We start from the raw sequence: 23,023 nt of genomic DNA on the forward strand, positions 1-23,023 counted from the left end.
GTAACCCGCTGTCGGCACGGTTCGATAACGGCCACGAGAAACCCCGTTCCCCTCCCCTTCTACGCGCGTTACTGTGCGCCGAAATCGCCACCGTTGGCGGCGGATTGGGGATGCGGGGCCGAACGACGGTGCCGTGGGGATGAAGGGGTGCTTGCTGTGCGTCGGATATCTCGGAGGACCAGGTTCTCTCAAGCAGTGGTGGCCGTGTCGGTCATCGCCCTCACGGCCGTCGGGTGCGGTGAGTCCAGCACCAAGGCCGACAGTGACAAGGCGTCCACCTCGGCGGACGGCAAGTACTCGGGCAAGGGCATCGGGCTCGCGTACGACATCGGCGGCAAGGGCGACCAGTCCTTCAACGACGCCGCCTACGCCGGCTTCCAGCAGGCCGAGAAGGAATTCAAGATCGGCGGCAGGGACATCGAGCCGCAGGACGGCGAGTCCGCGGCCGACAAGGTGCAGCGCCTGGAGCAGCTCGCCAAGGCCGGCTACAACCCGGTGATCGGCGTCGGCTTCATCTACGCGAGCGCCGTCGGCGAGGTCGCCAAGAAGTACCCGAACACGACCTTCGGCATCATCGACGACGAGACCGTCAAGGCATCCAACGTCGCCGACATGGTCTTCTCCGAGGAGCAGGCCTCCTACCTCGCGGGCGTCGCCGCCGCCAAGACCACCAAGGCCAAGCACGTCGGCTTCATCGGCGGTGTGGACATCCCGCTGATCCACAAGTTCGGCGCGGGCTTCAAGCAGGGCGTCCAGTCCGTCGACCCGAAGATCAAGATCGAGTCGCAGTACCTGACCGAGACCCCGGCCGAGGGCGGCTTCTCCAGCCCCGACAAGGGCAAGGCGGCGGCCGACGGCCAGATCGAGAAGGGCGCCGACGTCATCTACCACGCCGCCGGCCTCTCCGGTCAGGGCGTGATCTCCGAGGCCGCCACCAAGAAGGTGTGGGCCATCGGTGTGGACTCCGACCAGTACAACCAGAGCGCGCTGAAGAGCTACAAGGACTACATCCTCGGCTCGGCCCTGAAGAACGTCGGCGGCGCCGTCTACAACCTCGCCAAGTCCGTCTACGAGGGCAAGCCCCTCACCGGCGTCCAGCGCGGCGACCTGAAGTCCGGCGGCGTCGGCTTCGCCGACTCCAACCCGAAGTACAAGGCCATGACGGACGTCGTCGCGGCCGTCGAGAAGGCCAAGCAGGACATCATCAGCGGCAAGGTCACGGTCAAGACCACCGACTAGACCCCACCGGGACCCCCCGGATACGCCCGCCCGGGCCCCATTGCAGCTCATACGCCCCTTGCCTCCCGCAAGGGGCGTACTGCTGTCCGTAATCTGTGTTGCATCTGTGGCCACAGCTCGATAACGGACCGGACAGAAGGGGTTTTCCGTCTGGTCTACGCGCGTTACGCTGCGGCGGAACCAGCGCCTGGTTTGGGCGCTTGCACAAAGGAGTCTCGTTCCATGCGCCGGGTGTCCCGTATCACGGTTGCAGGCGTTGCAACCGCAGCCCTTGCCCTCACCGCGTCCGCGTGCGGCAGCTCGTCCAGCGAGTCGTCGAACAGCGACAGCAAGAACCTGGGCCTCGCCCTGGCGTACGACGTCGGCGGCAAGGGCGACCAGTCCTTCAACGACGCCGCGACCGCCGGCATGGAGAAGGCCGACAAGGAGTTCGGTTACAAGTCCACCGCCGTCGAGCCGCAGGACGGCGAGTCCGAGGCGGACAAGGTGCAGCGCCTGGAGACCCTGGCCAAGCAGGGCTACAACCCGGTCATCGGTGTCGGCTTCGCCTACGCGCCCGCCGTCAAGGAGGCCGCGCAGAAGTTCCCGAAGACCACCTTCGGTGTCGTCGACGACGAGACCATCAAGGCCGACAACGTCGCCGACCTCGTCTTCTCCGAGGAGCAGGCCTCCTACCTGGCCGGCGTCGCCGCCGCCAAGACCACCAAGTCCAACGTGGTCGGCTTCATCGGCGGTGTGGACGTGCCGCTGATCCACAAGTTCGAGGCCGGCTTCAAGCAGGGCGTCGCCGACACCAAGAAGGGCGTCACGGTCAAGTCGCAGTACCTGACCGAGACCGCCGCCGAGGGTGGCTTCTCCAGCCCGGACAAGGGTGAGGCCGCCGCCGAGGGCCAGATCGACGACAAGGCGGACGTCGTCTACGCCGCCGCCGGTCTGTCCGGCCAGGGCGTCATCAAGGCCGCCAACGCCCACAAGGTCTGGGCGATCGGCGTCGACTCCGACCAGTACAAGCAGGACGCGCTCAAGGCGTACAAGGCCTCGATCCTGACCTCCGCCATGAAGAACGTCGAGGGCGCGGTCTACGACCTGGCCAAGTCGGTCAAGGACGGCAAGCCGGAGACCGGCGTCATCCGCGGCAGCCTCTCCAACGGCGGCGTGAGCCTGTCCAACTCCAACCCGGTCTTCGCGGACAACAAGGACACCCAGGCCGCGATCGAGAAGGCCGTCACGGGCATCAAGGACGGCTCCATCAAGGTGAAGACCTCCTGACCCCACCCGGTCACAGGCCTTGGCCAAATAAGCGCTGTAATGGCAGCGTTACGGCCGCGGAACGGGGTGCGGAGACGATGCTCTTCGCGCCCCGTTCGCGCGGCAGAATGCTCGGAACGGATCGTTGGCCGAAAATGGACGATCAGGTCCGGGCACTATTTAAAGCAGGGGCGCTACGCGCGTAGAGTGGCCCCTTCCACAAGGAGAGTGCGCCATCGACGCGACCAGCAGCCCTCCGCTCACCGATCAGTCGACGATCGCAGTCGAGCTGGCGGGGATCACCAAGCGGTTCCCGGGTGTCGTCGCCAACCACGACATCCACCTGACGGTACGAAAGGGCACCGTCCACGCCCTCGTCGGCGAGAACGGCGCCGGCAAGTCGACCCTGATGAAGATCCTCTACGGCATGCAGAAGCCGGACGAGGGCACCATCGCGGTCGCCGGCGCACAGGTGACCTTCGGCAGCCCCGCCGACGCCATCGCCCGCGGCATCGGCATGGTCCACCAGCACTTCATGCTCGCCGACAACCTCACCGTCCTGGAGAACGTGGTCCTCGGCAGCGAGAAGCTGTACGGCATCGGCGGCGGCGCCCGTAAGAAGATCAAGGAGATCTCCGACCGCTACGGGCTCAACGTGCGCCCCGACGTCCTCGTCGAGGACCTCGGTGTCGCCGAGCGCCAGCGCGTCGAGATCCTCAAGGTCCTCTACCGCGGCGCCAGCACCCTCATCCTCGACGAGCCCACCGCCGTCCTGGTGCCGCAGGAGGTCGACGCGCTCTTCGCCAACCTGCGCGAGCTCAAGTCCGAGGGCCTGTCGGTCATCTTCATCTCCCACAAGCTGGGCGAGGTGCTGTCCGTCGCCGACGAGATCACCGTCATCCGGCGCGGTACGACCGTCGGCACGGCCGTCCCCGCCGAGACCACCCCGCGCCAGCTCGCCGAGATGATGGTCGGCAGCGAACTGCCCACCCCCGAGACCGCCGAGTCGACCGTCACCGACAAGGCCGTCATCGAGGTCGAGGGCCTCACCGTCTACGCCAGCGGCGGCGCCTCCCTGGGCGTCGACGCCGAGCCGTCCGGCGGCGTCGGCCTGGCCGCCGAGGGCGGCGAGATCAAGAAGGTCCTCGACGACGTCACCTTCACCATCCACGCCGGCGAGGTCATGGGCATCGCCGGTGTCGAGGGCAACGGCCAGACCGAGCTCATCGACGCGCTGATCGGCACCAAGAACGCCGACTCCGGCACCATCGCCTTCCTCGGCGAGGACATCACCCCCTGGCCCACCCGCAAGCGCCGCGAGTCCGGCGTCGGCTACATCCCCGAGGACCGCCACCGCCAGGGCCTGCTCCTGGAGGCCCCGCTCTGGGAGAACCGCATCCTCGGCCATGTCACCGAGGCCCCCAACGCCAAGGGCGTCTGGCTCAACCCCAAGGGCGCCCAGGCCGACACCCGCCGGATCGTCGAGGAGTACGACGTCCGCACCCCCGGCATCGACGTCACCGCCGCCTCCCTGTCCGGCGGCAACCAGCAGAAGCTGATCGTCGGCCGCGAGATGAGCCACGACCCGAAGTTCCTGATCGCCGCCCACCCCACCCGCGGTGTGGACGTCGGCGCGCAGGCCCAGATCTGGGACCGCATCCGCGACGCCCGCCGCGAGGGCCTGGCGGTGCTGCTGATCTCCGCCGACCTGGACGAGCTCATCGGCCTGTCGGACACCCTGCGGGTGATCTACGACGGCAGGCTGGTCGCCGACGCCAACCCCGCGACGATCACCCCCGAGGAGCTCGGCTCCGCGATGACCGGTGCCGCGTCCGGACACCTTGAGCATGTAGAGAACGGCGCGGAAGCAGCCGCCGAATCCGCCCCGGAGGACGAGGCCCGATGAAGAAGTTCGACAAGGAGCGCCTGCTCCTCGCCGTGGCCGGTCCGGCCCTGGCGCTCGTCGCGGCGATCCTGCTGACCTCGGTCGTGCTGATCGCCTCCGGCAAGAGCCCGATCGAGCCCTACCGGCTGATGATCGAGCAGGCCGGCTACTCCGACGTCCAGGTCCTGATCATCAACCAGGCGTCGCTGTACTACATCGCCGCCCTCGCGGTCGCCCTCGGCTTCCGCATGAACCTCTTCAACATCGGCGTCGACGGCCAGTACCGCCTCGGCGCCATGATGACCGCCGTCGTCGGCGCCCACGTCGCCCTGCCGGCCGCCCTCCAGGTGCCCCTGCTGCTCCTGGTCGGCGCGCTCACCGGCGCCATGTGGGCCGGTATCGCGGGCGTCCTGAAGGTGACCCGGGGTGTCAGCGAGGTCGTCGCGACGATCATGCTGAACTCGATCGCCACCAGCCTCATCGGCTACCTCACCCTCACCGACAACTGGGGCGTCCCGCTCGGCGACAACGTCACCACCGGTGTGATGAAGGAGTCCGGCTGGGTCCCCGGCATCGACCTCGGCTCCGACGTGGGTGAGATCTACGGCCTGGTCTTCCTCGCCGTCGCCATGGGCATCGGCTACTGGTTCGTCCTCAACCGCACCCGCTTCGGCTTCGACCTGCGCGCCACCGGCGCCTCCGAGACCGCCGCCGCGGCCTCCGGCGTCAACGCCAAGCGCATGGTCCTCACCGCGATGCTGATCTCCGGCGCCGTCGCCGGCATCTCCGGCCTGCCGCTGCTGCTCGGCGACGCCCACACGTACAGCCTCAGCTTCCCGGCCGGCCTCGGCTTCACCGCCATCGGCATCGCCCTGCTGGGCCGCAACAACCCCGGCGGCATCGCGCTCGCCGCCCTGCTGTGGGCCTTCCTCGACAAGGCGTCCCCCGCCCTCGACTACGCGACTCCCGAGCCGTACGAGAAGGAGATCGCCACGATCATGCAGGGCCTGATCGTGTTCGCGGTCGTCATCTCCTACGAGGTCGTCCGCACCTGGGGCCTGCGCCGGCAGCAGAAGCGCGTCGGCGAGGAACTCGCCGCGGCCGCCGCCCAGAACACCAAGAAGGAGGTGGCGGTCTGATGAGCACCGCGACCATCGCCAAGGCGCCGGCGAAGCAGCCCGGCAAGGGCGGCCGCCGCATGTCGCTGCCCGTCCTCCTCCTGATCATCTCGGGCGTCCTGATCCTGACGTCGATCGTCCGCCTCATCACCGGCGCGGACGGCATCACCTCCACCGGCCAGATGTCCACCGCCCTGCGCTCGGCCGTCCCCATCGGCCTCGCCGGCCTCGGCGGTCTGTGGGCCGAGCGGGCGGGCGTCGTCAACATCGGCCTCGAGGGCATGATGATCCTCGGCACCTGGTTCGGCGCCTGGGCCGGCTACCAGTGGGGCCCGTGGACCGGCGTCGTCGTCGGCATCATCGGCGGCGCGCTCGGCGCCGTCCTGCACGCCATCGCCACGGTCACCTTCAACGTCAACCACATCGTCTCCGGTGTGGCCCTGAACATCCTGGCCCTCGGCACCACCCGCTATCTGTCGAAGTTCACCTTCGAGGACGCCCCGCAGGGCTCCTCCAAGCAGTCCCCGCCGATCGACTCGCTCGGCACCTTCGACATCCCCGGCCTGTCCAGCTGGCTGGACACCCTCAACCAGAAGCACTGGTTCCTGATCTCCGACATCGCCGGCCTCGTCGGCGGACTGATCACCGACCTGTCGCCGCTCACCGTCGTCGCCGTCGCCCTCGTACCCGCCACCTGGTACGTGCTGTGGCGCACCTCGTTCGGTCTGCGGCTGCGCTCCTGCGGCGAGAACCCGATCGCGGCCGAGTCCCTCGGCGTCAACGTCTACAAGTACAAGTACATCGCCGTGATCATCTCCGGCGGCTTCGCCGGCCTCGGCGGTGCCTTCCTGTCGATCGTGTCGTCCAACGTGTACCTCGACGGCCAGACGGCCGGCCGCGGCTACATCGGTCTCGCCGCGATGATCTTCGGCAACTGGATGCCGGGCGGACTCGCCCTCGGCGCGGGCCTGTTCGGCTACACCGACAGCCTCAAGCTGCGCGGCGGCACCACCAACGTCCACGCGCTGATCCTGCTGCTCGCGATCCTTCTGGTGTTCGGCGTCGCGTACCTCGTCTGGAAGAAGAAGTACGTCCCCGCCGCCATCACCGCCGCGATCTCGGCCCTGATGTTCGTCTGGTACGCCACCACCGACGACGTCCCGAACCAGGTCGTGACCGCCAGCCCGTACGTCATCACCCTCCTCGTCCTGTCGCTGTCCGCGCAGCGCCTGAGGATGCCGAAGGCGGACGGCTTGCCGTACCGGAAGGGACAGGGCAAGTGACGACCGTCGACTGGGAGTCCCTGAGGGAGCTGGCGCGCGAGGCGATGAGCCACGCGTACGCCCCCTACTCGGGCTACCCGGTCGGCGTCGCGGCCCTCGTCGACGACGGCCGCACGGTCTCCGGCTGCAACGTCGAGAACGCCAGCTACGGCCTCGGCCTGTGCGCCGAGTGCGGGCTGGTCTCGGAGCTGCAGCGCACCGGGGGCGGCCGTCTGACGCACTTCACCTGCGTCGACGGCCGGGGCGAGGTCCTCGTCCCCTGCGGCCGCTGCCGGCAGCTGCTGTACGAGTTCGGCGGCCCCGACCTGCTGCTGGAGACACCGGCGGGAATCCTGCCGCTGTCGGAGATGCTGCCGCAGGCCTTCGGGCCGGGGCATCTCACCAAGTAACTCCCGTGCGGCCCCTCTGGATCGGAATCGGTCAGGGGGGCCGCGCGATTTCTCTGTACGTCCGGAAGGAAATCCATGGCCATGGACGCCATCTCCGTCATCCGCACCAAGCGGGACCGCGGTGAGCTCAGCGACGAGCAGATCGACTGGGTCATCGACGCGTACACCCGCGGCGAGGTCGCCGACTACCAGATGGCCGCGCTGAACATGGCCATCCTCCTCAATGGCATGAACCGCCGCGAGATCTCCCGCTGGACCGCCGCGATGATCGCGTCCGGCGAGCGCATGAACTTCTCGTCCCTCTCCCTGCCGACGGCGGACAAGCACTCCACGGGCGGCGTCGGCGACAAGATCACGCTGCCGCTGGCCCCCTTGGTGGCGGCGTGCGGCGCGGCCGTACCCCAGCTGTCGGGCCGCGGCCTCGGCCACACGGGCGGGACGCTGGACAAGCTGGAGTCGATCCCGGGCTGGCGCGCGCTCCTGTCCAACGAGGAGATGCTGCACGTCCTGGACACCACCGGCGCGGTGATCTGCGCGGCGGGCGACGGCCTGGCCCCGGCCGACAAGAAGCTGTACGCGCTCCGGGACGTCACCGGCACCGTCGAGGCGATCCCCCTGATCGCCTCGTCCATCATGTCGAAGAAGATCGCCGAGGGCACCGGCTCCCTGGTCCTGGATGTGAAGGTCGGCTCCGGCGCCTTCATGAAGACCATCGAGGACGCGCGGGAACTCGCCTCCACGATGGTGGGCCTGGGCACCGACCACGGCGTGAAGACGGTCGCGCTCCTGACGGACATGTCGACCCCGCTGGGCCTGACCGCGGGCAACGCCCTCGAGGTCCGCGAGTCGGTGGAGGTCCTGGCGGGCGGCGGCCCGGCGGACGTGGTCGAGCTGACGATCGCCCTGGCCCGCGAAATGCTCGACGCGGCCGGCGTCCGTGACGCCGACCCGGCCAAGGCGCTGGCCGACGGCTCCGCGATGGACGTCTGGCGCCGGATGATCGCGGCCCAGGGCGGCGACCCGGACGCGGAGCTGCCGGTGGCGAAGGAGCAGCACGTGATCAAGGCGGGTGCCTCCGGCGTGCTGACCCGCCTCGACGCCTACGACATCGGCGTCGCCGCCTGGCGCCTCGGCGCGGGCCGCGCCCGCAAGGAGGACCCGGTGCAGGCGGGCGCGGGCATCGAGATGCACGCCAAGCCCGGCGACACGGTGACCGAGGGCCAGCCCCTCCTGACCCTCCACACGGACACCCCGGAACGCTTCGAGTACGCGCTGGAGGCGGTCGAGGGTTCCTACGACATCGCCGCCGCGGGCACGGACTTCACGGCGTCGCCGGTGGTGCTGGAGCGTATCGCCTGACCTGCGGTTTCCTCATTCGGGTGAACGGGATCGGTGGACCACCACCGGTCCCGTTCGGCGTGTTGGATGTGGCCATGAGGGCGTTCGAAGGCGACTACATCCTGACGGACAGCGAGTGGGACTCCGCCCAGACTCACCACGGCACGATCGAGCCGGTGCAGCGGCTCCTCGACAGCGTGATCCCGGAGCTGTACGGCGAACCCAAGGGTGATGCCTACCGGCTCCTGAGCGCGGGCAGGTTCGGCGGGACCATTGCTCCGCCACCGCCCTTCGACATCACCCTGGGCACCAGGGAACCTGCCGACCCCTGAGTCAACCGAGCAACGCCGCCACCACCACCAACACCGGCACCGACAACACCGTCGACACCAGGATCGAGTCCCGCGCCAGGCGCTCTCCGACCCCGTACTGGGACGCGTACGTGTAGAGGTTCTGCGCGGCCGGGAGTGCCGACGTGACCACCACGTCCAGGAGTAGGTGGCCGCGCAGGCCGAAGACGCCCGCCGCCAGTGCCCAGGCGAGCGCGGGCTGGCCGAACGACTTCAGGGCGACCGACAGCAGGACCGGGGCGCGGTCGGGGCCCTTGCCCGGCATCGTGCTGCCGCACAGGGAGATGCCGAAGGCGAGCAGGACCGCCGGGACGGACATGCCGCCGATGAGGGTCAGCGGGTCCATCACCGGGCTCGGCACATGCACACCGGTCGCCGCCGCCAGCACGCCCGCGAGCGACCCCACGGCGATCGGATTGCGCAGCGGCGTCAGCAGCCGGCGCCCGAGCGGCCCCTTGTCGCCGTCGCCGGACAGATCCAGGACCGTCACCGCGATCGGCGCGACGAGGACCAGCTGGAACAGCAGCACCGGCGCCACCAGCGAGGCATCCCCGAGGACGTACACCGCGATCGGGATGCCCAGGTTCCCGGAGTTGACGTAACTGGAGCACAGCGCGCCGATCGTCGTCCGGCCCACGCCCCAGTGCCGTACGACACCCACCGCGACGAAGGCGCCCGCCGCCGCTGCCGTGCTGAGCGCCGTCACCAGCAGGCGGCTGGAGAAGACCACCGACAGGTCGGCCTTCGCCAGGGTGGTGAACAGCAGGGCGGGGGAGGCGACATGGAAGGCGAGCTTGGTCAGCACCTCACGCCCCTGGTCGCCCAGGTAGCCGCGCAGGCCGATGACATAGCCGACGCCGATCACGACCGCGATCACGGCGAAGCCCGTCAGCACTCCCTGCACGGAGCCTCCTCACCGGTGAGAAGGGCGTGCGAGATCAGGGGCGGTGCCGATATGTGGGGCATGCACCTAACCCTCTGGGGCAGAAGGGTCGCAGGTCAATGTGATCCCGGTCGGCGGACAGCCCGCCCACGACAGGTCCTCGCACCGGGGCTGCGATGAGTTCCGCCCTTCCGCCCGGTCTACCGCTCGTGGACGCTGCCATGACACCCGCCGTACTCGTGCTCGCCCGCCCCGTCACCCGGGACGAGGTGGCGGGGCTGTGCGACGACGTGCGGGCGCTGCTGGAGGCCACCGGGGCGGGGGTCGTGATCTGTGACGTCGGCGGTCTGGGGCCGCCGGGGCTCGGTGTCGTGGACCTGCTCGCGCGGCTCCAGCTCACCGCCCGGCGGGCCGGGGGACGGATCAGACTGCGCGATCCCGACCCGGCCCTACACGCCCTCCTCGACCTGGTCGGACTCCGCTTCGAGAGCGTCGAGATGGAGGGGGAGGCCGAACAGCGGGAACCACCGCTGCGTGTCGAGGAAGAAGTGGAACCCGGTGAGCCGGCCGTCTGAGATCTCCAGCACCTGCACCGCCCAGGGGGTCCAGCCGCCCTCCTCGGGGTCGGGCTTGTACTGCGCGAACCCCGGCAGACCGTTGACCTGCACCGGCACCAGCCGCGAGCCCTCGCAGGCCGAGCCGAGCGTCGTCATGAAGCCGGTGATGTCGTCGTGGCCCGTCAGCCACAGGTCGAACGGCGGCATCGTCATGATGGCGTCCTCGTGCAGCAACGCCGTCAGGGCCGTCATGTCGTACCCCTCGAAGGCCGCCACATAGCGGTCCAGGAGCTTCTGCTGCTCCGGGTCCAGCGGGTCGGAGACGGCGGCTTCCGCGCCCTGCTTGCCGTCGCTCTCGGCGAGGGTCGCGCGGGCCCGCTGGAGGGCGCTGTTCACCGACGCGACCGTGGTGCCGAGCAGCTCGGCGACCTCGCTGGCCTTCCACGCCAGCACCTCGCGCAGGATCAGCACCGCCCGCTGCTTCGGCGGGAGTTGCTGCAGGGCGGCCATGAAGGCGAGCCGCACGGATTCCTTGGCCACGGCTGCCTCCGCCGGGTCCTCGACGGTGGGCAGGATGCGGGCGTCCGGCATCGGCTCCAGCCAGGTGTGGTCCGGGCGGGGGGAGAGGGCGGCCTGGGCGAGGGGGGTGGACTCGGTGAGATCCATGGGCCGGGCGCGTTTGTTGCCCGCGGACAACATGTCCAGGCAGACGTTCGTCGCGATGCGGTACAGCCACGAGCGCAGACTCGACCGGCCCTCGAACTTCTCGTAGCTCCGCCAGGCCCGGACCATCGTGTCCTGCACCGCGTCCTCGGCCTCGAAGGAGGAACCGAGCATGCGATAGCAGTACCCGGTCAGCTCGACCCGGTGTTTCTCCAGCCTGATGTCGAGGTCTGCCGTAGTCGTGTCCGTCATCGTCGTCCACCCACCCCTGTGGCCGTTCTGTGTCGCGCCTTCGCGCCCAGCACGTTCGAAGCTATCGCAGGGCACTGACAATGGCGTGCGGAGTGAGTAAAGGTGCAGGTCAAAGCCTTCTCTCGCCCCCTCCGCCCCTACCTGTCCCATCCCTGGGGGCAGCGCCCCCTGGGAGCGGGGTCGAAGGGGCGGCAGCCCCTGGAGGATGGGACGGGTAGGGGCGGCGGGGGCGAGAAAAGCCATCCCCCTGGCCGACCGACCTCGACCAGGGGGAAGACGGGGGCGGGACGTGCGGCTCAGGCCGTCAGGAGCCGCTGCTGGACCCGAGCCGCACGCGTACCGAGGAGGGTGATCGTCACGACACCCAGCACCGCCAGCAGACCCACCGCCACCGTCCCGGCCCAGCCCCCCGCGTGGAACGCGAGCGCGCCGACCGTGGAACCGGTGCTCGACCCGATGTAGTACGCCGACTGATACAGCGCCGAAGCCTGCGCACGCCCCTCCGTCGCCGTCTTGCTCACCGCCGAGGACGCCACCGCGTGGCCCGCGAAGAAGCCGCCCGTGATCAGGACCAGGCCCAGCAGGACCAGCACGAGGGAGTCGGCCAGGGACAGGACCAGCCCCGTCGCCGTCGTCGCGCCCGCCGCGTACAGCGCGCCCCGGCGCCCGAGCCGCCCCACCAGCCGGCCGGCCGTCGACGCCGACACCGTGCCCACCAGGTAGACCAGGAAGATCGACCCGATGACGCCCTGCGGAAGCCCGAACGGCGCCTCCGTCAGCCGGTATCCGATCACCGTGTACACGCCGCCGAAGACGGTCATGAACAGCGCGCCGATCGCGTACAGCCGACGCAGCAGCGGGTTGGCCAGGTGGTCCCGGACCGTCCCCACCAGCACCCGAGGCCGCAGCGACCCGGCGGCGAAGTGCCGCGGCGCCGGAAGCAGCAGCCGGAACGCCACCGCGCAGCCGACCGCGATCACACCGATGACCCCGAGGGCGACTCGCCAGCCCCACTCCTGGGCCACCCACCCGGTGATGACCCGGCCGCTCATCCCGCCGACGCTGTTGCCCGCGACGAAGAGACCGATGGCGGTGATCAGCGCCTTGGGGCGGACCTCCTCCGCCAGATACGCGGTCGCGGAGGCCGGCAGCCCGGCCAGCGCCGCACCCTGCACCGCCCGCAGCACGACCAGCGCCGGCAGCGAGGGCGCGAGCGGGACGAGGAGCCCGACCGTCACCGCCACGGCCAGCGAGGCCGTCATGACCGTACGCCGTCCGAACCGCTCGGACAGGGCGCTCATGGGCAGCACGAACAGGGCCAGCCCGCCGGTCGCCGCCGCCACCGTCCAGCTCGCGTCGCTCGCCGCGACCCCGAACTCGTCGGAGATCAGCGGCAGAAGGGCCTGCGTGGAATAGAGGAGGGCGAAGGTCGCGACACCGGCGAGGAAGAGGGCGAAGCTCATCCGGCGGTAACCGGGGCCGCCCGGGGACATACGGGAGTCGACGACAGGAACGACGGGGTCGGCGCCCACGCGGGTGGTGGACGCCTCGGTACTGGCAGGCATGCCTCGAAGCTACGACCACCTGCGTTGATGCGTCCAATGCATGAACTCGCCATAATCGTTCCCATGGTGCATCAACCCAGCTCACAGCCCCGTCTGTCACCGTCCAGTGACACAGAAGACACGTCGGAGATGTCGATGCTGCTGGCCCCGCGGCTCGCCTACTTCGCCGGCGTCGCCCGTACCGAACACGTCACCCGGGCCGCCCTGGAGATGAACGTCCCCCAGTCCACGCTCTCCCGCGCCATGGTCCGCCTCGAACAGGACCTGGGCGTCGACCTGTTCGCCCGCATCGGCCGCACGGTCTCCCTCACCCCGTCCGGCCGCGCCTTCCTCACGCACGTCGAACGCGCCCTCGCCGAGATCGAACGCGCCGCCGAGGAGGTACGCGCCGACGCCGACCCGGCCACCGGCAAGGTCGCCTTCGGCTTCCTCCACACCATGGGCTCCGAGACCGTCCCCGGTCTGATCCGCGCCTTCCGCGCCGACCACCCCCGCGTCCGCTTCAGCCTCGTCCAGAACTACGGCGAGGCGATGATCGAACGCCTGCGCGCGGGTGAGCTGGACCTGTGCCTGACCTCGCCCGTACCCGACGCCCCGGACCTCGTCGCCCGCCGCCTCGACGAACAGAAACTCCGCCTGGTCGTCCCCGCCGACCACCCCCTGGCCTCGCGCAAGCGGGTCCGCCTGGCCGAGGCCGCCGACGAAACCTTCGTCACCCTGGAACCCGGCTACGGCCTCCGCCGCATCACGGACGACCTCTGCAAGGAGGCGGGCTTCCGCCCGAGAGTGGCCTTCGAGGGGGAGGAGGCGGAGACGCTGAGGGGCTTGGTGGCGGCGGGGCTGGGGGTGGCCCTGCTCCCGCCTCCGGCGGTGGCCCGCCCAGGAGTTGCCGAACTGACGGTCACGGCTCCGAGAGCGGCGAGGGAAATCGGCGTGGCATGGCTCGACGGCCACCCGGACACGCCCCCAGTGGCCGCCTTCAAGAAGTTCTTGTTGTCAAAGAGGGGAAGTTTGCTCACCTAAGGGGCGCGGGGAACTGCGCGATCAACCACGAACAACCCGCACCCCGAAGACAACCCAGCCTCCCGAGCTCTACCGCCGCAAACTCCGCCCAAACCCAGAAGCCAACGGCATCCGCAACCCCAACGGCGGCGGAGCAGCCAGCGCATCCTCCACCGGCCGCGACAACGGCCTCCCGAACAACGCCCCCATCACGAAGTCCTCGGCCAACGCCAGCACTTCCTCCCGGTACTGCCGCAACCCGTGCCCATCGGCGTGCACTTCGAACCGGCACACATCCCGGTTCGCCTTCTTCGCCCGCGCCGCGAGGCGGAACGACAGCTCCGGGTCGGTCCGTTCGTCATGCGTGCCGTGCACGACCAGCACCCGCCGCCCCGCGAGCTGCTTCACCGGTTCGGGGGGCGCCGCCACATCCTCCTCCGGCAGCCAAGGAGACAGCGCCACCACGGAGTTGACGGCCTCGTGTCCGCCCGCGTGGAGCGCCGCCCGTCCGCCCATCCCGACTCCGGCGAGGCACACGGAGACGTCGCCGTAGCGTCGTACGACCTCGTCCGCGGCCCACGCGGCGTCACGCGCGAGATGGGCCTCCGAGCCGTTCCAGCCGCGATAGCGATAGTGGACGACGTGTGCGGCCAGCCCGTCCTCGCGGCCCGCGCGGGCCAGTCGGCGGCCGAGGGCGCGGACGGCGGCGTTGGCCATCATGGGCGACGGCCGGCGTTCGGAGACCTCCTCGCCGCCGGGGAGCAGCAGCACCACGCCGCTCACCGCCGTCGGTTCCGGGCCCGGTGCCCGCCCCAGCCGGGCCGTGCGAACCGGCGTCGATTGCTGTGCCATGACAGAACAGTGTCAGAAGCAACGGTGTACGCCACCCGTCGGGGCGGTCACCGTTACATATCGGCGGTGTTGTACATCGCGCGATCTACGCGCGTAGGAGTTAGAGTGCGGAAATGACGAGCCAGACTGACCGGATGGGGAACACCCCGAGCTCGGACCAGATCCGCCGGGCACCCAAGGTTCTGCTGCACGATCACCTCGACGGCGGGCTGCGTCCCGGCACGATCGTCGAGCTCGCCCGGGAGACCGGGTACACCCAACTCCCCGAGCACGACGCCGACAAGCTCGGCATCTGGTTCCGCGAGGCCGCCGACTCCGGTTCGCTGGAACGGTACTTGGAGACCTTCTCGCACACGGTCGGCGTGATGCAGACCCGGGACGCGCTGGTGCGGGTGGCCGCCGAGTGCGCCGAGGACCTCGCCGCGGACGGGGTCGTCTACGCCGAGGTGCGGTACGCGCCCGAACAGCACCTGGAGAAGGGGCTGACCCTCGAAGAGGTCGTCGAGGCCGTCAACGAGGGCTTCCGGGAAGGCGAGCGCCGGGCCCGCGAGGACGGGTACCGCATCCGCGTCGGCGCCCTCCTCACCGCCATGCGGCATGCCGCCCGCGCCCTGGAGATCGCCGAACTCGCCAACCGCTACCGCGACCTGGGCGTCGTCGGCTTCGACATCGCCGGTGCCGAGGCGGGCTTCCCGCCCACCCGGCACCTCGACGCCTTCGAGTACCTCAAGCGGGAGAACAACCACTTCACCATCCACGCCGGGGAGGCCTTCGGGCTGCCGTCGATCTGGCAGGCGCTCCAGTGGTGCGGCGCCGACCGGCTCGGGCACGGGGTGCGGATCATCGACGACATCGAGGTGCAGGGCGACGGGAGCGTCAAGCTCGGCCGGCTCGCCTCGTACGTCCGCGACAAGCGCATCCCGCTGGAGCTGTGCCCCAGCTCCAACCTCCAGACCGGGGCCGCCGCCTCCTACGCCGAGCACCCGATCGGGCTGCTGCGGCGGCTGCACTTCCGGGCCACGGTGAACACCGACAACCGGCTGATGTCCGGCACCAGCATGAGCCGGGAATTCGAGCATCTGGTCGGAGCATTCGGCTACACGCTCGACGACATGCAGTGGTTCTCCGTCAATGCGATGAAATCAGCGTTCATTCCTTTCGATGAACGACTGGCGATGATCAATGACGTCGTCAAGCCCGGATATGCCGAGCTGAAGTCCGAATGGCTGTTCCAGCAGACCGCTTCCACCAGCGGTTCTGTGGGGGATGAGGGCTGAGCGAGCGATAAAGCGCGGACCGAAATGCGGACGGGCATTCACCAACCGTCCGCATTTCGATGTTTGCGGCGGGTGGCCTGGCATGTTTACGGTCGTGGACCGCTCACACCCATCGCCATCTCATGTCGAGGACGCAATTTCATGAAGCAGTCTGCTGCCAAGACCCTCGGTGTCGCCGCCCTCGGTGCCGCCTTCGCCGCCGTCGGCGCGGGCGCCGCGAACGCCGCCCCGGCCGTTCCGGACGCCTCCCAGGCGCTGGACACCGTCACCAAGACGCTCCCGGCGGAGACCGTCTCCCAGGCGCTCCCGGGTGCCGGTGAGGCCCTGTCGCAGGCGCAGCCGGCGGTCGCCGCGGGCCTGTCCGCCGTGCAGCCTGCCGCCCAGAAGGTGCTCGCCGACGGCCCGACCGCCCCGGTCGCCGGCCTCCTCGGTGGTCTGCCGGTGGGCCAGACCGGTCTGCCCACGCACGGCCTGCCGGTCAACGGGCTCCCGCTGGGCTGAGCGGCGCCCTCGAACGCCCCGATGGGGCGCACCCGTTGATCCGGGTGCGCCCCATCGGCGTGTCTGCGAGCGGGAGTTACCAGGCGGCCTGCGTCCGGTCGGCCTTGCCCTCGGACGGGAACAGGATCCACAGGGCGATGTAGAGCAGGAACTGCGGGCCGGGCAGGAGGCACGAGAGCAGGAAGATCACCCGCATCGTGGTCGCGGAGGTGCCGAAGCGCCGAGCCAGCGCGGCGCACACTCCGCCGATCATCCGGCCGTGGGTGGGGCGGGCAAGGCGGTTCATCATCTGCTCCTTCGTGAGCGTCGCGGAGGCTTCTTCACCGGCTTGTCCGGTCGCCTCATCTGTCCTCTACGCTACGGAGACGAAGGGGGCAAAGCGTCGCTCTACGGTGCGATCCCGACCCTGGGAAACGTCGGGGTTCGACCCTGAGCCGCTTCCTCCTGGGGAACGGCCGTCCGCGCGTGGCGGCGCAGCCAGGAGCGGGACACGGGCACGACGGCGACATGGGCGAGGACCACGCCGGCCGTGTTCAGAAGCAGGGAGTCCACGTCCGGGACCCGGCCGGGCACGCCGGTCTGGAGCAGCAGGATGCCGAGGGAGACCAGAGCGCCCGCGAGGGCCGTACGGATCAGGGACCCCAGGGTCGAGGTCCACAGCCTGCCGTGGGCCGTCGGGAGCAGGACGCCGAGCGGGGCCAGCAGGGCCAGGCCCTCGGCGATCCGCCGGGCCGCCTCGGGCCATCCCAGGGCCAGATCGGCCCGGATGCCGGCGAACGGCGTCAGATTCGGCGGCATCACCCAGGGCACGTCCAGGGGACGCAGCGTGAACCAGGCGACGAACGCGAGGTGTGCGACGAGGAGGACACCCCCCGCCGCACGGACACGGATCGCGGCGTTGCCGCCGATGAAGCCTTCACGCTGCACGCCCCCCTAGACGCCGGGCCCGGCGCGATCGGTTCCGGAATACCCCGATGCGCCTGGGTGAGGCGTGCGCCACAGGGGTACGCCGACCGCCCGGCCGGGCCCGTCAGCCGCCCGTGACCTCCGAGGACGGCGCCTTCTCGGTGTTCGGGGCGGCGCGGACGTCGTCCGTGCACTCGTAGCTGCGCAGCGGGGCCTTGTCCGGGCCGCCGAGGATGACCGAGCCGTCGCCCTCGGCCGCCGCCGAGTCGGAGAACGTGCACACGATCTGGGCGAGCGCGGAGTCGGTGAGGGCGTCCGGCGGGAAGCTGAGCCTCAGGGTGTCGTCGGGGTCACCGGGGCGCGGCCCGCTCACCGTCATGCCGTCGCGGACCGTGGTGGCGTACCCGGCCTCCTGCTCGCCGGACGAGGGGGGCGCCGCGAGCTGGTTGAGCAGTTCCTGCGCGACCTGGACCCGACGCCGCGAGTCCGTCGTACCGTCCTCGACGCTCACCGAGCGGTCGACGGCCACCAGCGACGCACCGCACAGCAGGAACACCTGCACCGGCAGCCCGCGCGAGGACTGCGTCGAGATGTCCGGAGAGGAGGCGGAGCAGGCCACCCGGGAGGGCGCGGGACCGAAGTCGGTCGGCACCTCGGTGGCCCGGATGCCGCATCCGGTGAGCACCGCGGCCAGCACCGGCAGCACGAGAAGGCGTCGTACGCTCATGAGCTCTTCTTCTCCTCGCCCTCCTGCGCCAGTTCCGACGCGTCCCTGGGCAGCCGGAGAGTGAACACCGCGCCGCCCTCGGGGGAGTTGGCGGCGGTGATCTCGCCGCCGTGGATGTGGGCGTTCTCCAGGGCGATGGAGAGGCCGAGCCCGCTGCCCTCGGAGCGGGGGCGGGAGGCGCTCGCCTTGTAGAAGCGGTCGAAGACGTGCGGCAGGACGTCCTCGGGGATGCCGGGCCCGTGGTCGCGCACCTCGATGACGACCTCGTGGTCCGCCATCCGCACCGACACCTTCACCGGCGAGCCGCCGTGCTTGAGCGCGTTGCCGATGAGGTTGGCGAGGATGACGTCGAGCCGGCGCGGGTCGAGACGCACGTGGATACCGCGCTCGGCGTCCAGGTCGACCGCGTCCAGCCAGGCCCGCGCGTCGATGCAGGCGGTGATCTGGTCGGCCACGTCGACGTCGTCGAGGACCAGGCGGGCGGTGCCCGCGTCGAAGCGGGTGACCTCCATGAGGTTCTCGACCAGGTCGTTGAGGCGCCGTGTCTCGCTGACGACCAGCCGCACCGCGGGCTCGATCATCGGGTCCATCGAACCCGACTCCGCCTCCAGCTCCTCCTCCAGGATCTCCGTCACGGCGGTGATCGCGGTGAGCGGAGTCCGCAGCTCATGGCTCATGTCCGCCACGAACCGCCGGGACGCGTCGTCCCGCGCGGCCATGTCGTCGACCCGTTTCTCCAGCGCCTCGGCCGCGTCGTTGAACGTCCGTGACAGATCGGCGAGTTCATCGGTCCCGGACACCCTGAGCCGGGTGTCCAGCTTGCCCTCGCCGAGGCGGCGCGCGGCGACCCCGAGCCGGTGCACCGGCTTCAGTACGGTCGTCGCGGCGGCCTGCGCGAGCAGCGCCGAGCCGATCAGCGCGAGACCGGTGGCGATACCCAGCGACCAGGCAAGCGAGTTGAGGTCCTTCGCCTCCGGCTCCAGGGACTTGAGCATGTACCCGGTGGTGCCGCCGTTGATGACCTTCGTACCGGCCACCAGATACGGGGTGCCGTCCTCCACCACGCGCTGCCAGTACAGGTGGTACGCGTACTTGTTGTGGGAGTCGACCTTCTGTTCCTCGTTCACCGCCGTGCGCAGCGACTTGGGCACGTCCTGGAGCGAGAAGCCGTTCAGGGCACCGGAGTTGGCGGAGATGTCGGTGCCGCCGGAGTCCTGTGCGACGAGCAGCACGCTGAAGCGCTGGCTGCTGGTCGCCATCTCCCGGGCGGTGCGCTGGAGTTCGTACTGTTCGGGGTGGGCGCGCAGCAGGCCCGCGCGGTTCTGCATCTCCTGCTGGAAGTCCCGCAGCACCGCGTCCTGGGTGCGGGTGAGCACGGCCTCGCGATTCAGCCAGTACGCGATCCCGGACGCCGACACGGCGGCGGTCAGCGCGACGAGAGCGAAGACGACGACGAGCCGCAGCCGCAGACTGGTGAAACGCAGCCGCGACAGATGTCCCTTGCGGTCCGCGGCCCAGCCGCGGACCCCCCCTTGCGCTTGGGTCACTGAGGCGTGTCCAGCCGGTAGCCGACACCACGGACCGTACGGATCAGCGTCGGGGAGGACGGCACGTCCTCGACCTTGGCGCGCAGCCGCTGCACACAGGCGTCGACGAGCCGCGAGTCACCGAGGTAGTCGTGTTCCCAGACCAGGCGCAGGAGTTGCTGCCGGGACAGCGCCTGCCCGGGCCGCCGGCTCAGCTCCAGGAGGAGCCGCAGTTCCGTAGGCGTCAGCTGCAGGTCCTCGCCGTTCTTGGTGACGGTCATGGCGGCCCGGTCGATGACCAGACTGCCGAAGGTCGCCGCGTCGTTCGCCTCCCGCTCGCCGCGCCGCAGCACGGCACGGATACGGGCGTCGAGCACCCGCCCCTGCACGGGTTTGACGACGTAGTCGTCGGCACCGGACTCCAGGCCGACCACCACATCGATGTCGTCACTGCGCGCGGTCAGCAGAATGATCGGCAACTGGTCCGTGCGCCGGATGCGCCGGCACACCTCGAACCCGTCGATGCCGGGCAGCATGACATCCAGCACGATCAGGTCCGGCCGCTGCTCACGCAGCAGCTTCAGGCCGTCCTCACCGGTGGCAGCGGTGGCAACCCGGTGACCCTGGCGCGTCAGAGACAGCTCCAGGGCCGTACGGATGGCGTCGTCGTCCTCGATCAGCAACAGGGAAGGCACGGGGCTCATTCTGGCCCATGGTGGGGTGGGGTTTCGACACCTGTACGGGTACGTGCACATACCGCTGCACTCCGTGATCGGCCTGTGCGATTCCTGGGACAAGCCCCTGTGACAGGTCTGTGACAGTCGGCGGACACGGCCATGAAGGTGCGAGGGCAAGCTTTTCGGCACAGGCAAGGAAGCGGCAACGAACTCCACCGCCTGAGCAAGCCGAACACCGGAAGTCCACGACGGGGGGCGCGAGATGAACACGCTGCACAGCAACAGCACCAGCGCAGTGATCACGCGCCTGCACGATGTGAACGGGGGCCGGGGTTCCGAGAAGTCCGGTGCCGTGAGCGGGCGGGGGTGCGCTCGCGGCACCGGGCGTCAGCACACCGCGTACATGACGGTGGTTGACGGTTTCACGGGGGAATCGCACGGGGGTGCGGCGTACGGGGAGGGCTCGGGGGAGCGTCGGTCGCTGTCGGAGGCGGAGTTCACCGCCTACGTCCAGGAGCGCCGCGCCTCCCTGTACGCAACCGCCTACCACCTCACCGGGGACCGCTTCGAGGCCGAGGACCTGCTGCAGAGCGCGCTGTTCTCGACGTACAAGGCCTGGGACCGGATCAGTGACAAGGCCGCGGTCGGGGGCTACCTCCGCCGCACCATGACGAACCTGCACATCAGCGCGTGGCGCCGCCGCAAGCTGAACGAGTACCCGACCGAGGAGCTGCCGGAGACGCCCGGCGACACGGACGCGATGCGCGGCACCGAACTGCGCGCGGTCCTGTGGCAGGCGCTGGCCCGGCTGCCCGAACTCCAGCGGACGATGCTGGTCCTGCGTTACTACGAGGGCCGCACCGACCCGGAGATCGCGGAGATCCTCGACATCAGTGTCGGCACGGTCAAGTCGAGCATCTGGCGGTCGCTCCGCCGGCTGCGCGAGGACGAGGTCCTCAGCCACGGCCGTGACGAGGAGAACGCCTTCGGGGAGCTTGTCGCCTGAGGGTTGGGGGGAGCACCACCACGGGGGATGCACCATCACGGGGGAGCGGTAACGGTGGTGCGGTAGTACGGGGGAGCGGTAACCGGGGGGTTCACGGGGGAACCGCCACGGGGGAACACGGGGGAAGCGGGGCTGGAGGGCCGGGGGGTCCGTCCAGCCCCGTTTTTGTGTGTGCGCGGTCAGCGGTGGACCGCCATGGGAGCCGCGTCGGTGGGACTGTCCCCGACCGCGATGCCCTGGGCGGGATCGATTCCCTCGATGCGGTAGGCGCCGGTCGTGCTCTCGGGGATGCCGTCCCCCGAGTCGTTCGGGGTGTCGTCGCACTCCTCGATCGTGGCGGTGCCCAGCCGCTCCCCGACCGTGAAGGCGGACTTCTCGGTGGGCAGATAGCCACGGCTGTCGTAGGTCACGAGCCCCGCACAGGAGGCCGCGCCGCCGTCCGACTCCGTGCATCCGGCCAGGGCCAGCACCGCGGCCGTCACCAGCAGCGCTCCCCATCTGATCGTCGTCATGGTCCTACGACGGCGGAGGCGCCGAAGACGTTCAGCCCGCCTGCGCCGAAGCCGCCGGACGGCGTCCCGCCGCTGCCGCCGCCAGCCGGCCCAGCGCCTCGTCCTTGTCGCAGGCGTGGGCGCCCAGTGCCGTCTGGCGGGCGATGATCGTGCGCTCCAGGCGCATCAGCCGCCAGCCGCGGCGCAGCAGGAACGGCACCGACTTGCGGCCCTCCTTGAGGTCGCGCAGGAAGCGCCGGCGGAACGTCTGCACGGGACCGCGGCTCAGACACAGCGCGTCGGCGAGGACGCCGGTCTCCCGGCAGCGCGTGACGATCTCGGCGGCGAAGATGCCCTCCGCGATGAACAGCGGGGTGCGCCCGATGTCGACGGTCTCCTTGCCGGTGATGGCGCTGAGCGAGATGTCGTACTGCGGGACGTCCGTACGGCCCGTGCGGCACAGCTCGGTGAGCGCGGCGACCGCCGCGTCCGCGTCCCACGAGTCGGGGTGGTCCCAGTCGATGTCGGAACTCCCCGCCACCAGCGGCAGCGTCGGGTCGTCGCCTTCCTTGTAGAAGTCGTCGAGGCGCAGCACCGGGAGGCCGGAGCGGGCCGCGAGAAGGGACTTGCCGGAGCCGGAGGGGCCGCAGAGCAGCACGACGCGCGTCGGTATGGACGAAGGGGAACTCACGGGACACCAGTGTGAGGCATTCACCTGCTGTTCAACGACCCCGCGGGTCGGCTTTGAAGCGCGCGTCACACGTCAACTACCCTTCGTGTCGACCTGATTACCCTGTGCAAGTCGAAGGTGGCAGCAGAAATGGCCCGACAAGCGTCCTCCTCCACCCCCACCGCCCAGCGCGCGCTGGCCGCCCTCGCGACCGCGGGCGTGGCCCTGGGCGCAGGCGCCGCCTCGGCCGCCGCGGACACCCAGCCGGTCGTCGACGAGCTGGTCCGCACCCGCCCCACCTCCCTGGGCCAGATCGACCCGCAGGCCGGCCTCCAGGGCATCGCCGGCACGCTCGGCTACGTCACCGGCCCGGTCGCCGGCCTCAAGCCCAACCCCCTCGCGGGCACGGGCGTCGACCCGCTCGACAACGGCCTCGGCACCCAGGTGGCCGACTTCCAGCCGGTCGCCACGCAGATGCTCACGGCGCCCGTGGCGCAGGCCCAGTCCATCGGGAGCATGCCGGTGGTCGGACAGGTCACGGGCCTGCTCGGCAACGGCTGAGACCACCCTGGGCGCAGCGGAGAGCCGCGTCTCCCCCGGACGGAGGGGAGGCGCGGC

General features: G+C 70.1%; 24 protein-coding genes and 1 pseudogene. 14 read left to right on the forward strand and 11 right to left on the reverse strand.

What is annotated here, in order from left to right; all coding sequences use genetic code 11:
• Window positions 1-198 precede the first annotated feature (198 nt).
• The 8 genes from CRP56_RS26950 to CRP56_RS26985 all read left to right on the forward strand — a co-directional run bounded on the left by CRP56_RS26950 (window position 199) and on the right by CRP56_RS26985 (window position 8,832).
• Window positions 199-1,239: a BMP family lipoprotein gene (locus tag CRP56_RS26950; RefSeq protein ID WP_257041986.1), complete on the forward strand. Its 1,041-nt coding sequence runs from the start codon at window positions 199-201 to the stop codon at window positions 1,237-1,239.
• Between the two features lie 222 nt (window positions 1,240-1,461).
• Window positions 1,462-2,508 carry a BMP family lipoprotein gene (locus tag CRP56_RS26955; protein ID WP_097268178.1) on the forward strand — a complete coding sequence of 349 codons (1,047 nt, stop codon included), beginning with the start codon at window positions 1,462-1,464 and terminating at the stop codon, window positions 2,506-2,508.
• Between the two features lie 214 nt (window positions 2,509-2,722).
• A complete protein-coding gene (locus CRP56_RS26960; RefSeq protein WP_097268180.1) occupies window positions 2,723-4,393 on the forward strand; it encodes an ABC transporter ATP-binding protein in 1,671 nt (556 codons plus the stop codon).
• Window positions 4,390-5,511: an ABC transporter permease gene (locus CRP56_RS26965; protein WP_097268182.1), complete on the forward strand. Its 1,122-nt coding sequence runs from the start codon at window positions 4,390-4,392 to the stop codon at window positions 5,509-5,511. Before CRP56_RS26960 ends, CRP56_RS26965 begins: the two co-directional genes overlap by 4 nt.
• A complete protein-coding gene (locus tag CRP56_RS26970; RefSeq protein ID WP_097268184.1) occupies window positions 5,511-6,773 on the forward strand; it encodes an ABC transporter permease in 1,263 nt (420 codons plus the stop codon). The genes CRP56_RS26965 and CRP56_RS26970 overlap by 1 nt, the downstream gene beginning before the upstream one ends.
• Window positions 6,770-7,162, forward strand: a complete 393-nt coding sequence (locus CRP56_RS26975) for a cytidine deaminase (RefSeq protein ID WP_097268186.1) — start codon at window positions 6,770-6,772, stop codon at window positions 7,160-7,162. The genes CRP56_RS26970 and CRP56_RS26975 overlap by 4 nt, the downstream gene beginning before the upstream one ends.
• A gap of 75 nt (window positions 7,163-7,237) precedes the next feature.
• Window positions 7,238-8,521, forward strand: a complete 1,284-nt coding sequence (locus CRP56_RS26980) for a thymidine phosphorylase (protein ID WP_097268188.1) — start codon at window positions 7,238-7,240, stop codon at window positions 8,519-8,521.
• 74 nt (window positions 8,522-8,595) lie between these two features.
• Window positions 8,596-8,832 (forward strand): hypothetical protein, encoded by a 237-nt coding sequence (locus tag CRP56_RS26985; RefSeq protein ID WP_143664945.1) that lies wholly within the window; start codon window positions 8,596-8,598, stop codon window positions 8,830-8,832.
• Window position 8,833: 1 nt separating this feature from the next.
• Here CRP56_RS26985 and CRP56_RS26990 read toward each other — a convergent pair whose 3' ends face one another.
• Window positions 8,834-9,754, reverse strand: a complete 921-nt coding sequence (locus CRP56_RS26990) for an AEC family transporter (protein WP_097268193.1) — start codon at window positions 9,752-9,754, stop codon at window positions 8,834-8,836.
• Window positions 9,755-9,954: 200 nt separating this feature from the next.
• Between CRP56_RS26990 and CRP56_RS48495 the strand changes: the two are divergent.
• A pseudogene (locus CRP56_RS48495) lies at window positions 9,955-10,152 on the forward strand (STAS domain-containing protein); the annotation flags it as partial.
• Window positions 10,153-10,182: 30 nt separating this feature from the next.
• Here CRP56_RS48495 and CRP56_RS27000 read toward each other — a convergent pair.
• Window positions 10,183-11,205 carry a sigma-70 family RNA polymerase sigma factor gene (locus tag CRP56_RS27000; protein WP_097268197.1) on the reverse strand — a complete coding sequence of 341 codons (1,023 nt, stop codon included), beginning with the start codon at window positions 11,203-11,205 and terminating at the stop codon, window positions 10,183-10,185.
• 296 nt (window positions 11,206-11,501) lie between these two features.
• Entirely contained in the window at window positions 11,502-12,770 is a 1,269-nt protein-coding gene (locus tag CRP56_RS27005; RefSeq protein ID WP_097268199.1) for an MFS transporter, read from the reverse strand.
• Between the two features lie 63 nt (window positions 12,771-12,833).
• Here CRP56_RS27005 and CRP56_RS27010 point away from each other — a divergent pair, with 63 nt between their 5' ends.
• Window positions 12,834-13,793: a LysR family transcriptional regulator gene (locus tag CRP56_RS27010; RefSeq protein WP_097268201.1), complete on the forward strand. Its 960-nt coding sequence runs from the start codon at window positions 12,834-12,836 to the stop codon at window positions 13,791-13,793.
• A 69-nt stretch (window positions 13,794-13,862) separates the two neighbouring features.
• On the opposite strand, the gene CRP56_RS27015 is transcribed toward CRP56_RS27010, so the two are convergent.
• Window positions 13,863-14,624: an alpha/beta hydrolase gene (locus tag CRP56_RS27015; RefSeq protein WP_097268205.1), complete on the reverse strand. Its 762-nt coding sequence runs from the start codon at window positions 14,622-14,624 to the stop codon at window positions 13,863-13,865.
• Window positions 14,625-14,737: 113 nt separating this feature from the next.
• Between CRP56_RS27015 and CRP56_RS27020 the strand changes: the two genes are divergently transcribed.
• Window positions 14,738-15,901 (forward strand): adenosine deaminase, encoded by a 1,164-nt coding sequence (locus tag CRP56_RS27020; RefSeq protein ID WP_097268207.1) that lies wholly within the window; start codon window positions 14,738-14,740, stop codon window positions 15,899-15,901.
• Window positions 15,902-16,042: 141 nt separating this feature from the next.
• Window positions 16,043-16,402: an ATP-binding protein gene (locus CRP56_RS27025; protein WP_097268210.1), complete on the forward strand. Its 360-nt coding sequence runs from the start codon at window positions 16,043-16,045 to the stop codon at window positions 16,400-16,402.
• Window positions 16,403-16,478: 76 nt separating this feature from the next.
• Here the strand turns inward: CRP56_RS27025 and CRP56_RS27030 are convergent, their stop codons facing one another.
• From CRP56_RS27030 to afsQ1, 5 genes are all read right to left on the reverse strand, one after another.
• A complete protein-coding gene (locus CRP56_RS27030) occupies window positions 16,479-16,688 on the reverse strand; it encodes a PspC domain-containing protein (protein WP_059193179.1) in 210 nt (69 codons plus the stop codon).
• Between the two features lie 101 nt (window positions 16,689-16,789).
• Window positions 16,790-17,329: a VanZ family protein gene (locus CRP56_RS27035; protein ID WP_097268212.1), complete on the reverse strand. Its 540-nt coding sequence runs from the start codon at window positions 17,327-17,329 to the stop codon at window positions 16,790-16,792.
• Window positions 17,330-17,432: 103 nt separating this feature from the next.
• Window positions 17,433-18,035, reverse strand: a complete 603-nt coding sequence (locus tag CRP56_RS27040) for a hypothetical protein (RefSeq protein ID WP_097268214.1) — start codon at window positions 18,033-18,035, stop codon at window positions 17,433-17,435.
• A complete protein-coding gene (locus tag CRP56_RS27045) occupies window positions 18,032-19,582 on the reverse strand; it encodes a sensor histidine kinase (RefSeq protein ID WP_097268216.1) in 1,551 nt (516 codons plus the stop codon). Before CRP56_RS27045 ends, CRP56_RS27040 begins: the two co-directional genes overlap by 4 nt.
• Window positions 19,579-20,256: a two-component system response regulator AfsQ1 gene (gene afsQ1, locus CRP56_RS27050; RefSeq protein WP_013001223.1), complete on the reverse strand. Its 678-nt coding sequence runs from the start codon at window positions 20,254-20,256 to the stop codon at window positions 19,579-19,581. Before afsQ1 ends, CRP56_RS27045 begins: the two co-directional genes overlap by 4 nt.
• A gap of 244 nt (window positions 20,257-20,500) precedes the next feature.
• On the opposite strand from afsQ1, the gene CRP56_RS27055 reads away from it, so the two are divergent.
• Window positions 20,501-21,244 carry a SigE family RNA polymerase sigma factor gene (locus CRP56_RS27055; RefSeq protein ID WP_059192707.1) on the forward strand — a complete coding sequence of 248 codons (744 nt, stop codon included), beginning with the start codon at window positions 20,501-20,503 and terminating at the stop codon, window positions 21,242-21,244.
• A 179-nt stretch (window positions 21,245-21,423) separates the two neighbouring features.
• Here CRP56_RS27055 and CRP56_RS27060 read toward each other — a convergent pair whose 3' ends face one another.
• Both CRP56_RS27060 and CRP56_RS27065 read right to left on the reverse strand, forming a co-directional pair.
• Entirely contained in the window at window positions 21,424-21,756 is a 333-nt protein-coding gene (locus tag CRP56_RS27060) for a DUF6281 family protein (protein ID WP_097268218.1), read from the reverse strand.
• Between the two features lie 31 nt (window positions 21,757-21,787).
• On the reverse strand, window positions 21,788-22,495 hold the full coding sequence (locus CRP56_RS27065) for a uridine kinase family protein (RefSeq protein WP_097268220.1): 708 nt from the start codon (window positions 22,493-22,495) through the stop codon (window positions 21,788-21,790).
• Window positions 22,496-22,555: 60 nt separating this feature from the next.
• Between CRP56_RS27065 and CRP56_RS27070 the strand changes: the two genes are divergently transcribed.
• Window positions 22,556-22,966: a hypothetical protein gene (locus CRP56_RS27070; RefSeq protein ID WP_097268222.1), complete on the forward strand. Its 411-nt coding sequence runs from the start codon at window positions 22,556-22,558 to the stop codon at window positions 22,964-22,966.
• Window positions 22,967-23,023 lie beyond the last annotated feature (57 nt).

It is taken from the genome of Streptomyces sp. TLI_55, from assembly GCF_900206255.1.
Lineage (GTDB): Bacteria > Actinomycetota > Actinomycetes > Streptomycetales > Streptomycetaceae > Streptomyces > Streptomyces aquilus.